This is a genomic window from Pseudoalteromonas sp. SWN166 (assembly GCF_015864485.1).
In the GTDB taxonomy this organism is placed as follows: Bacteria; Pseudomonadota; Gammaproteobacteria; order Enterobacterales; family Alteromonadaceae; genus Pseudoalteromonas.
In genome coordinates this window covers 62173-74487 of the sequence record NZ_JADYXB010000015.1, presented here as the reverse complement: position 1 = coordinate 74487, position 12315 = coordinate 62173, and the positions used below count along the sequence as shown (strand labels likewise).

The following is a 12315-nucleotide window of genomic DNA, read 5'->3' as shown; positions in this document are numbered from 1 at the left end:
AACTAAGTTTCAGGTGTGATCACGGGGAATTGGAGTGTGTTGGTAGTTGGATGTTTAATTTTTTTGTAGATTGCAAAAAGTTTATAGATCTAATGTAAATGTATTAATATTTATCTCATTTGGACTGTCTTTTACCCAAAGGTTCATGCTAAATTTATTTTAGGGACAAGATTTTACTGATTGTTTTAAAGCCATGGATTGGTTCATATAAACCTCCGATCCTTATATATTTAAGTGAAAGTCACTAAATCATATTTTTAAAACTTTATTTTTATTGGTTTATTAATGGTGTGCTTATGGATATAAAGTTAATTGACTGTGCTGTTAAGATTGCAGCATGTGTTTGTGGTAAAGATGGTGTTATCTCTCATACTGAAGAACTCGCTATCTATGAGTATGTGAACACTAGATTCTCAGAATATTCACAAGAAAGGTTTAACGATACATTGGATGAATTTTTTGATGAGAACCATCAAATTGAAATGTATTTAAACAATATAACGGATATAAATTTAAAAAAATTTATAATTAACTTATGTGAATTTAGTGCGGGTTCTGATGGTCTCGATATTAAAGAAAATATTGCACTAGACAAAGTTAAAATCGTTTTAAGTGAGGGACTATGAGCTACTTTGCTGATGCCTCACCAGATCCTAGGTCACATATTAAAACACTTATGCGTATTGGTTACACAATGCCTTCTGCAATATCAGATATTATTGATAACTCCCTCACAGCTAATGCGTCCAATATAAGTATTTACTCATTACCAAGCCTTGCTGAACCTAATATATCCATTCTAGATGATGGAGTCGGGATGTCTCCACAAGAATTAATTCATAATATGAAAATAGGCTGTAAAGATCCTAGTGATGAAAGACTGAGAGGGGACTTAGGGCGATTTGGTTCTGGTATGAAAACAGCTAGTTTTTCACAAGCTAGAAGGCTAACTGTATTTTCTAAGCGTCAAGGTTATCCTATGTGTGCGGCTGTTTGGGATATTGACCAAATAGAGAAAGAAAATACTTGGTGTTTAGAAATTTTGGATGAAAATGAAATTTTGCAACATCCTCTATTATTGCTTAATAAAGAAATGATTCAGGGAACTCAGATTGTCTGGGAAAAATTAGCATGTCTAAATAAAACAAGTCATTCATTGGATACAGATACTGTTTTAGCTGCAGCATTAAGTGAATTAGATTCTTATATTTCTTTGCATTTTCACAAGTTTATGGAAGGCAAAGAAAAGCGTAACTTCTTTATAAATAATAAAGGGTTACATCCAATAGATCCATTTATGACAAAATCTCCAGGATATCAAGAAGGGCGCTCAGAAAAGCTAAGGTGCAAAGGTGGATATATTGAAATCAATACTCACGTACTACCACACTTTAAAAGAATGGAGACTAAGCCACTTGAAAGGTTAGGAGGGGCTAATGGAATTGTACAAAATCAAGGCCTTTATATTTATCGTGAAAATAGATTAATTAACGCAGGCGGATGGCTTGGTTTGGCAAAAACCAGTCAATTAGGGGCTTTAGCAAGAGTTGAGGTAAATGTACCTTCTTCTTTAGATCAGGAATGGTCAACAGATGTAAAAAAAGCAAGTTTGCAGCTCCCTCCTAGAATTAAAAAAGAGCTAAGGAAGTTTCTTTCAGATCCAATAAAAAGATCTAAGCGAGTATATACCTATCGTGGAAAACAAGACCAAGCTAATAAATATTGGGATATTCAAGAAAACGAAACAAACAAAGTCATCAGTTATCAGATTTCACCCGAGAATGAAATTTTAATGGAAATACTCGGCAATTTAGATAAAAGCCAAAAGTCACTATTTATTAATTATCTAGGCCAACTTGCAGAAAATTTACCTCTTAATCATATTTACCAAAAAATGTCAGAATCTCCTAAAGATATAGTCCAAGAAAATGTAACGGACTATTTATTAGAATCTATTTTGAACAAAGTATTTGAAGGCTCAAGTAATGAATAATAATCTTTTTGATCAATTAGTATTATCAATTTCAGAAAGGCTAAAAGCTAGCCGGAGCACAGGAGTTAATATTACCCCTGAATTAGTTAGTAAAAATGTAATAAGAACTTTAGCTGAGCTTAAAGAAGACGCGCCAAAGGTTGAGTTTAATGACTCTGATATAAAGGCATTAATCTTTAATATATCCAACGTGTTTACAATTACTGTGGATGAAGAGCTAGTTATATTATCAGATACTCTGATTCAAAAATGGTTTGATTCATCCAAAAAAGATATTGAATGGGGTCATTGGAGTGCTTATGAAAAAATGCTCAAGAAACAAGCACGATCCGAAGCTACAATTAAAGCAAATGAAGATGTAATTAATGCTGTGCTTGATTGCTCTGGAGATCCTCGCAGGCAAGGTCCTTGGGCTAGCAAAGGACTGGTAATGGGTAATGTTCAATCAGGTAAAACACAAAATTATATTGGGCTAATAAATAAAGCGATAGATTGTGGGTATAAGACAATTATTTTACTTGGGGGTCATCTAAACGATCTAAGGCAACAGACTCAAGAACGAGTTGATGAGGGGGTACTTGGTAGGGAATCCAAGCATTTAATCGATATAAAAAAGGGAAAAACATCTCCTATTGGCGTTGGGGAGTTTGGGATAAATAATGTTAATTCCGGTACTACGACAATTGGTGACTTTACTAAACCGTTTGCAGATAAGCTTGGTTTCAGTTTAAGTGGTTCAGATCCTGTTATTTTTACAATAAAAAAGCACTCTGGGGTAATGAAACGGCTTCACGAATGGATTAGAGACCACCATTACTTAGATGTGAAAGAAGGTAAAAAATTAGATAATCCACTTTTATTGATTGATGATGAAGCCGATTATGCAACGGTTAACACTAAACATCACAGAGAAGAAATAACAAGTACAAATGAAGGTGTTAGAAATTTACTATCTTTATTTAACAAGAGCACTTATGTTGGTTATACAGCAACCCCATTTGCAAATATATTCATAGACCCAGATGAGAATACATATTCAGATGAGGATGACTTATTCCCCTCTGATTTTATGATAAAAATTCCCGCACCAAATAATTATTTAGGTCAGAAGTACTACTTTGATGGTTCTTCAAAGGCAATTATTCCGTTAGAAGCTAATAATTCATTATACGAACTAAAAAAAGATAGTGTAATAACAAAAATACCCAAGTCTTTGCAAAAAGCTGTACGGGCTTTTTGTTTAGTCTGTGCTATCAGAGCTATTAGAGGGGATGATAAAGCACACAGCTCAATGTTAGTAAATGTTTCACATCTAAAAGATCACCAGAATAAACTTGAACTTTTGATCCAAGATTATTTCGATGAATTGAAAAATGCATATACAGCCTACTCTGGGCTTGGAATGATAGGTGTTAGATCTAATCCGTTGCTCAGTGATTTAGAAGATACTTTTTATGAAATATTTAAAATAAAAGAAAACTATTCGGATGTATTTAAATACTTGGTTACTCCATTTGACGAGATAAAAGTATCGGCCATAAATCAGTCGAATGGCAAGAATGATAAAGTTTTGGATTACTCTACAAATAGAGAGAATGGGTTAAAGGTTATTGTTATTGGTGGGCATAAACTTTCACGAGGACTTACTTTAGAAGGTTTAGCAATATCTTATTTTACTAGAAATTCAAAAGCTTATGATACTTTAATGCAAATGTGTAGATGGTTTGGTTATCGACCTAATTATGACGACCTTTGCCGAGTATTTATGTCTAGGGAGTCTGAAGCTTGGTATTCGTTCATAGCGGAAGCAATTGAAGAACTCTACAGTGAATTAGGGATTATGCGAGATAGATCCTTCACGCCAAGAGATTTTGGTTTGAAGGTAAGAGAGCATCCCGGCGCAATGATTGTTACAGCAAAGAATAAGATGGGATCCGCTGTTTCGGAAGTTAGAACTCAAGACTTGTGGGGGCAAATTTTAAGGAGATTTAGGTTTAAGAGTGATATTAATCAAAACTCCATTAATTTAAAGTATACAAAAGATTTTTTAAGAAAATTATCAGATGATCGGAATGGCAAATTTTTTAACAAAGTTCCCATGATGTATAAAGATCCAAGAACTAGTTCATTGATTTTTTCAGAAGTTGGCTATGATGATGTAATTAACTTTATAAATAATATAAATCTTCCTGAAGATGATGTAGGTAATAAAGCACTGATACATCAGTTAAAAGAAATGAGTAAAGATAATACAATTCCTAAGTTTAAAGTTGCTATTTTTAATCAAAAAAATATTGGTAATACAACTTGGGAAAAAAATATCGATGACCAGTCTGAAATTGATTTTATAAATACACCATACGACTTGTTAGGTGAAAATATAAATATGCCTAAGAGATTATTACTCTCTAATGGCGATACATTCTATAAACCAAGTGTAAATCTAGGTAATAGTGATGATGAAAAAATATTTTTATCCGAAGAAGAACGAGATCGAATCAAAAGTATTAAGAATAATGCAGTAAGTTATGACTACATAGCATCACCAGATAGAGATTACCCAACTTTAATTATTTATTTTTTTGCAGTAGCAATTGATAAATTAGAGCAAGATAAAGACTCTTACAAGTTAGGGCACGGAAAAATGCCAACGGTGGGTTTTACAGTCGCAATACCTAGGCCTGAACATTTAAAAGGTAAGACTCAAAAAGAACTTAAGAAATTAGTAAAAAATACCAAATATAGTTATCAATTAAATAAAATAGCACAGCGCCTCAGTATTAATTTCATTGAGGAGTACACAGATGAGTAGTTATGATGATTTTTTTAGTAATGATCCTTGGAAGTGTATAGATAAGCCATGCTATCCAGAAGGGCACCGATTATATTTAGATGATGAACGCCTATGGGTTTCGATGGATACTAATGGGCATATACTTTTTTTTATTCACGACAATATCTCTACTGAAATAAGTCCACCAGAAAATTTAGCTGGTATCAAAATTGATTTCGTTAAATATATGAATAACGCAAGTCGATTAGTATGCACCTTAACTTCAAATGATCCCGATCTTAAAAGTAAGTTTATTATAGTTACTAAAGACATTGCGTATAAGTGCTCCGGTTTAAAAGGTCGAGTTCTATTTAAAAAAGTCTTGGATCTAATCGATTCTTGGGCAAGTTTTTTACAGCCACAAAGAAATGGTTTATCAGAGAGTGAATATATCGGTTTATGGGGAGAGTTGTATACTTTGGCTGAGTTTGTTTTAAAAAATTACAGCCCATCAGATGCAATGAGGTTTTGGGTAGGCCCCGAAGGGAAAAAGCAGGATTTTACGTTTAATAAATTAGCGATTGAAGTCAAAACCACTTTTTCAAGTAATGCTCGTTCAATAACAATAAGCTCTTTAGAGCAATTAGAGCAGATAACAGAAAAGTTGTATATCTTACATATTGTAGCAAATCCCTCAGATAATCACGTTGGTCTATCTTTGGAGGAGTTATATGAAAAGTGTAAATGTTACATAAGTAAAGAATTTACATGTGAACTTATTTTCTTTCAAAAAATTTCTGATATGTATGCTAAAGCTACGGTAAAGCAATTGAATAATAAAAACGTATTATTATCTGAAACTATCTATGAAGTTACAGATTCATTCCCTTGTTTAAGACCAATAGATATACCCAGCTCCATAGTTAATGTTAAATACGACTTGCTGATTTCGTCTATTCGTGAATATGAAAGCAAAAAGTCAGTTGAGGAGGTAATTAAAAATGGATGATATTTTAGAATATAAAAATGAGTTGTATAGCATTTCAAATATTGATGCCGATAAAAATTCTATTTTTCCAGAAGAAAGCTTTTTTGAGCATGTGAGCGAAATGCTTTCTGAGGCGGGTATAATGGATGATGTCGAATATTGTCCGTACCGGAATACGCGTAAAGGCATGCGATTAGATGGATATAGTTGGAACGCCTTAGAAAAAACTATATGTGGGATAATCGTTAATTTTACAAATGAAAAAGATTACATAGAAACGCTTATTAACTCTCAAATTAAAGATATAAGTAAGAAAGTAACAAAATTCTTCGAAGGGAGTATTAATAAAGACTTTATAGAAAGTATGGAAGTGACAGATCCGGGCCGATACGCTGCGCAAGAAATAAGTCATTATATTGAAGATGCTCTCAAAATTAGAGTAGTTATTTTTACAGATCAAAAGCTTAGTGACAGAGTAAAAAAACTATCAATTGGTGAAATATTAGACAAGGAAACTTCGATAGAGATTTGGGATATTGAGCGATTAAAAGAGCTCTCATATTCAGATTCTGACTCAGAAGAGTTTACTGTTGATATTAAAGCTCTAGGTGGAGAGTTAAAAGTATTGCCTGCTAATAATTTAGAAAATGGTGTAAGCACATATTTAGGTATTATGCCGGGAACTTTATTAAGTGATATATATGATGAGTTTGGACAACGATTACTAGAAAGTAACGTAAGAACCTTTCTTGATTTTAGAGCTGGTACTAACAAAGGAATGAGAAAGTCGCTTTTAACAGAGCCAGAAAGATTTTTTGCATATAATAATGGCCTAACAGTAACAGCTACAAGTATTAAAACCGAAATTGTTGATGGTCAAACGGTAGTCACTGAGTTGGAGAATATGCAAATAGTTAATGGCGGGCAAACAACAGCTTCTATATATTTCTCACCTAAGGATAAAGGAAAGCTAAAGGGTGTAGATCGAGAATATTCTTATAGTGAAATAGATTTATCTAAAGTTTTTGTCCAAATGAAGTTAACAGTCGTAGGAGAAAAAGAAACAGCCGATATTCTAAAAAGTAATATTGCTACGTTTGCTAATTCACAAAACTCAATTCAACAATCTGATTTAGTTTCAAATCACCCTTTCCATATAAATATTGAGAATCGCTCACGTAAACAGCTAATGCCAGCTGGTAAAACTGGTTTTCCCACTAAATGGTTTTATGAAAGAGCCAGAGGGCAATATTCAACTCAGTTGCGTGCTATGAGTACTAGTCGTAGTAACAAGTTCATTGCAGAATATCCGAAGGATCAAGTCTTTACGAAAACCGATATGGCTAAATATGAAAATACTTGGAGAATGAAGCCCTATGAAGTGAAGCGTGGAGCGCAGGCTAACTTGAAATTATTAGGGCAGGCAATTCTTAAAGAATTTGAGAATAATGAAGATGACTTTGGTGCTGTATTTTTTAATGATTTGGTTTCTAAAATGATTCTTTTTAGAAATGCTGACTATGCAATTCCAAGATCAGATTGGTACAAAGAGGAGAAGGGACTAAAAGCAGAAGTTGTAACTTATACCTTAGCTCTATTAAGGTATAACTTAAGAAAACAAGGGAAAGATATTAGCTTAAAAAGAATATACAATAATCAAGTTGTTAGCCCTAGTTTATTAAGTTTTATAGTTGATTTAGCTTATAAAGTTAGAAGTTGTATTACTGATCCTAATTTTAGAAATGGTGTTGTTAATCCATCTGAGTTTTGTAAGTCAGAGAAGGGTTGGTTGAAATTCCAAGAATTGGAAATTGACTGTAGTTTAATCGATCCAAGTGATTTATTAGATGAAAAACAGTTAAATGATATTCTAAAAGAAAATAATGAAGTTAAAGATACTTCAAAATCAATTTCAGACTTTGAATATGTTATGGGAGTTACAAGTGCAGAATGGCAAAGTATATCTGATTATTACTCAGCAACTTATCCAGCTACGCATAAAAATGTAGGGATTCCTTTAAAGTGTGTAGCCCTTCACTTATACAACAAAGTACCTTCTGATAAACAGATGAAAATGGCGGTTGAAGTTAGAAAAGCTGCTTATATATCAGGTTTCGACTTTGTTTAAATTAATTTAATAATTATTTCACCAATTTGCTGTGCCAAATATGGCGGCACAGCATTCCCTACCTGTACATACTGGTTAGTTCTAGTCCCTTCAAAAATATAATTATCAGGAAACGTTTGTAAGCGAGCGGCTTCACGTACGCTTAAACTTCTGCACTGCTGTGGGTCATAATGAACAAAGTAATGCCCATCTTTTGAGATATGGCTTGTAACTGTCGTAGCATATTTACTGGCAACTTGTACCCTAAATCGATCTGAATGTGTTCCAGTATCCCAATTAGCGTGGGCCGGGGCTAGTTCTTGTGGGAAATGACGAGACTTAGGCGATAAACCTTGAATTTGTGCGTATGCAGCACAGTATGAGTAACGTAGTAAATCATCAACCATATGTCCTCTGGTTTCATGATTTAGAACGACTTTAAGGCTTGGATCGATATACCAAGATTTTAAAGGCTCTGGCATGATTGGATCTTTGTTACTTAAAGCTTTTTCTTTTCTTGTTAAGCCTATTTTTGGTAAAAGATTCAAGCTGTTTGCTGATTCTTCATTAAATTGCTTTGTAAGAATTACTTTTAATTTAGCTGCATTTTTAGTAACCGCTGTTTCCCAATCTTTTGCGTTATCTTTTTGTTTTGAAAAGCCGCTGCGTAAATTTGGTAAGTCACTAATAGCTTGTTCTACGGTAACTTGGTGTTCGCATAGTTTTAGTATTTCTGGGGGGGCTTTAATATCCTCACGTACACCAAGTAAAATTACACGATGCCTAGCTTGAGGTATACCATATTGCTCACAGCGAATTAGGAAATCAGCAGAGTCTTTGTATTGTGGATCTTCCGGGGTTTTGGCATCAACGACTAATGAGTAGATTTTATATTTTGGAATCTTTTTATGCTTTGTTACTGAACCAGGACTACGCAAGTCTTCCAGTATTTGCGGGAACATCACTTGGCCATTTACTTTTGCCGTAAGTATTCCTCTTACATTTTCCATTACAAAAATATCAGGCTTCGCTAGGCAGATTACTTCTAAGTATTCTTTATATAAAAAATGGCGAGTATCTTCTTCTGCGATGTAACTTTTATTCCCAGCATTTCGAGAACGTCCTGCAAGTGAATAAGCTTGGCATGGAGGCCCACCAATTAGTACTTTTGGTCCTTTATGCTCTTTTACAAGATCTTTAATACGCTTATGAATAAGCTTATTATCTTTGCCAAGTTCTTTAGCACCATTGAGAGTTTCTTGATTAGCTTCTGTTGCAATATCAGGGTGAAGTTTAAACAACTCATCTCTTGTGATTTTTCCGTGTAGATAATTATAGTAATTATCTAATGGTTGAGACTTTGTTTTGAGTGAGCGAAAGAAAGCACGAGTAGTAAGAGTTTTATGGGCATGAAAATCTTTCTCGACAGAAATGCCTATTTGAAAAGGTGATTTACCATCTGAGGTTTGGGCTGCTGAAATCCCTTCGCCAAGACCACCAGGGCCTGCGAATAAATCTATAACAAGAATTTCACCGTTTTCCATAACTTTACTACTAAATAATTTAATGACGTAGGATGATACCAGGCTTATACACGGTCTTAAAGTTTTAAATAGTAGCACTACTACTAATAGAACAAATTAGCAGCACTAATTTAAATTTAAAGGCATTAGCCAAGGCAATCCCCCCGTGATCACACCCGAAATTTAATTAATGATGAGTAATTAACAGCATGGATGCTGTTAAAAGCGTAGCTTGGCCATGGATGGCCTATCTACGCTGGTTACGTTCATATTAATTATTTAAATTGAGGAAATAGTGTGATCCTCGGGGCGCCGTGGGTGACGAATGACCAAAGCGTAGCTTTGCAGCTTGAGGAAGTGGAAGCATGGATGCTGACAGGAACCCGGCTTCAAGGATGAATTATTAGCAGCAGAGCTTATTTGAAGAAGGCCGCCCCTTGATTGCCATCGCCAATGCGATATTAAGTCAATTATTTTAAAAGCTACGCTTTTCGCGCGAGCAAGCTGAGCGCCTACAGGTGTTTGGGTGAGCTTTGTAGCGTTAATTGGGATTATGAGCTAGTTACTAAAGAGCTAGTTACGAAAGATAAAGCGCGATGTAAAATCGCGCCTACGCTTTTGTTGAATATGGTGGTTTAATTATTGTAGGTGAGGTTTTATACCTCGCGGGTGCTTTGTAAAAACCAGCCACAAGGCGAACTCCCACCCATAGCTTTAATTTTTTTTGGATTAGTAATGTTGATGTGTTTTTTCACATTTATAGGTACACTATTTTAAAGTTTTAATTCAGGGAATGAATAATGATTAAATGGATCTTACTGGTATTTATTAGCGTATTTACAACTTTTCCTCAAGCTGGTGAGGCTTATACACAAGCCCAATGCGATAGCATTAAAAAGCAGCGAGAAGCTATTCGATCTCAATTTAGAAGTGGCTACAGTAATAAAGAAGGTGAGCGTTTAACTGCACGCGATAAAGCGCTATTTACTTTACTTGCTAATCACTGCAGTAAGCCTAAAAAGAGCGGTAGCGCTTATCAGGCTACTTCTACTCCAACTCGTACGCCTAATAGCAATTGGTTACTCAATCAAAAAGTATCAAACATGTCTTTGCACAGCGATAGCTATAAAGATGCCGCTAAGCTTGATGCTTGGTCAAAATTTTATAAATTGCCTAAACGTTGTCGTAAAAAAGGAATGGAGTCGGCCGATTTCGTATGGTGTAGCGAGTATCGGGGTAAGCAAAAAGAGTTATTTGAAGCACAGTGGCAAAGGCGCCCATAAATATGTTTAAAACAAAATTACGCGTGGTGATTGTATTTTTTGTGCTGCTAATTGCATCGGCGCTCATTGCTAATCATTTTACTGGGCGGGTATTTAATTATCACGATCCTATAGGCGAGGTTAAACGAATTTATAGTAGTTTATCGTCGCAGGTAACTACTGAACCGTTAGCAACTAAACAGCTTAAAAATGTAAGCTCGGCAACTTTACAAAATGTATCAGTATCTGCCGATAATCATTTATCGCAAGCTAACAATACGCGCTGCGTGGATGTATCGTTAGGGAAGGTTAAATATAAACGTAATGGCGATATATTTACGTGGACAGACAGTGACGGTGTGCCGCATTTTAGTGACAAAAAACCGGATTTTGCGGTAGCAACTTACGATCCTGGTTTTATTGAACCGTTAGATTACTTTGACCTCACTTTAAATACGCCTAATTTACCTTCGTCATTTAACCAAGCGTTACGCATAAAACTCAATACTGTATTTAAAGTATATGGACAGATTATTGGCGTGCACGCACTTAAAAAGGTAAAGCTTAATTTAACGGTACTGCCTACGCGCCGCACTTATGAGGCCGCAATTAAGCAACGCAGTGCTGACCCTACAAATACTGCGGGTATGTATTTTCATGCGAGTAACTCTGCTTTTATTCATTATGATAATGCACACAGTGCAATGCGAACTGCCGTACATGAGGCAGTGCATGCCATTAATAAAGCAGTTTTAGGCTACACCCCTAGATGGTTTAATGAAGGATTTGCTGAATACTTTGAGCTTACTAAAAATAATATGCAAACAGCTATTGTTGAGCCGAATAGTTCATGGACGAAAAATAACAATATTACTCAAAGTGTATTTTCAATTGATTCGTTAGTGGGTTTAGATGACTCGTGGAAAAAAGGTGATACCAGCAAGCTGTATGCAAGCAGTTGGGCTGCAATTTACTTCTTAATGGATACGAAAGCAGGGAGAGCGTTACTTAAGAATATAATGCTTGCTGAGCAAGAATTTCTCTGTAATAAGTTATCTGAAAAGCAATTAAAAACGATGATGTATAAGCAGCTTCCTAATCTTAACCGTGAATATTCTAAGCGGTTAAAAACTCCTTTAAAAGTGCATATATTTTAAATTACAAACCAAAAGCGCGAGGTAAACTCCCGCCTACAGCTTTTCTCGCGAGCAAGCTGAGCGCCTACAGGTGTTTAGCTTGGCCTTATTTAAAAGCCAAAGCGCGATGTAAAATCGTACCTACGGGTTTGTTGATAGTGGTGATTTAATTATTGTAGGTAAGGTTTTATACCTCGCTTATAAATGGATTTTTTTTACCATTGAAAAATGAATTATTCTTCTGTTTAACGCTTAAATGTAATGAGGCAATTAACTTTCCTATTCGCCTCATTGTATGAGGCAAATAAATTGTTATTCGCCTCACCATGTGAGGCGAATAGGTGTTTAGGTGAGCTTTGTAGAGTTGATTGGGGTAATGATCTAGTTACTAGAGGGCAAAGCGCGATGTAAAATCGCGCCTACAATTTAAAAGCTTCGCTTTTCGCGCGAGCAAGCTGAGCGCCTTGTATCTCTCATTGATAAATGATTAGCTATCATTTATCACATCGAAGTCAGTGAGCTTGCCTCAGCGC

The 12315-nt window shown here is 35.1% G+C and carries 8 protein-coding genes; 7 read left to right on the top strand and 1 reads right to left on the bottom strand.

What is annotated here, in order from left to right; genetic code table 11:
* Positions 1-296: 296 nt before the first annotated feature.
* The 5 genes from I6F49_RS11030 to I6F49_RS11010 are packed head-to-tail and all read left to right on the top strand — an operon-like array spanning position 297 to position 7882.
* Positions 297-626: a hypothetical protein gene (locus I6F49_RS11030; protein ID WP_197119051.1), complete on the top strand. Its 330-nt coding sequence runs from the start codon at positions 297-299 to the stop codon at positions 624-626.
* Positions 623-1993 carry an ATP-binding protein gene (locus tag I6F49_RS11025; RefSeq protein WP_197180443.1) on the top strand — a complete coding sequence of 457 codons (1371 nt, stop codon included), beginning with the start codon at positions 623-625 and terminating at the stop codon, positions 1991-1993. The genes I6F49_RS11030 and I6F49_RS11025 overlap by 4 nt, the downstream gene beginning before the upstream one ends.
* Complete coding sequence (locus tag I6F49_RS11020; RefSeq protein ID WP_197119831.1) at positions 1986-4805, top strand: Z1 domain-containing protein; 2820 nt, start codon at positions 1986-1988, stop codon at positions 4803-4805. The genes I6F49_RS11025 and I6F49_RS11020 overlap by 8 nt, the downstream gene beginning before the upstream one ends.
* Positions 4798-5775 (top strand): PD-(D/E)XK motif protein, encoded by a 978-nt coding sequence (locus I6F49_RS11015; RefSeq protein WP_197119830.1) that lies wholly within the window; start codon positions 4798-4800, stop codon positions 5773-5775. The genes I6F49_RS11020 and I6F49_RS11015 overlap by 8 nt, the downstream gene beginning before the upstream one ends.
* Positions 5768-7882 (top strand): AIPR family protein, encoded by a 2115-nt coding sequence (locus tag I6F49_RS11010; RefSeq protein WP_197119829.1) that lies wholly within the window; start codon positions 5768-5770, stop codon positions 7880-7882. Before I6F49_RS11015 ends, I6F49_RS11010 begins: the two co-directional genes overlap by 8 nt.
* On the opposite strand, the gene I6F49_RS11005 is transcribed toward I6F49_RS11010, so the two are convergent.
* Positions 7879-9405, bottom strand: coding sequence for a DNA cytosine methyltransferase (locus I6F49_RS11005; RefSeq protein ID WP_197119828.1), 1527 nt, complete (start codon positions 9403-9405; stop codon positions 7879-7881). The two genes, I6F49_RS11010 and I6F49_RS11005, sit on opposite strands and share 4 nt — an antisense overlap.
* Before the next feature lie 779 nt (positions 9406-10184).
* Between I6F49_RS11005 and I6F49_RS11000 the strand changes: the two genes are divergently transcribed.
* Positions 10185-10667, top strand: coding sequence for a hypothetical protein (locus I6F49_RS11000; protein WP_197119827.1), 483 nt, complete (start codon positions 10185-10187; stop codon positions 10665-10667).
* A 2-nt stretch (positions 10668-10669) separates the two neighbouring features.
* Positions 10670-11803: a DUF1570 domain-containing protein gene (locus I6F49_RS10995; RefSeq protein ID WP_197119826.1), complete on the top strand. Its 1134-nt coding sequence runs from the start codon at positions 10670-10672 to the stop codon at positions 11801-11803.
* The last annotated feature ends 512 nt before the right edge of the window (positions 11804-12315 follow it).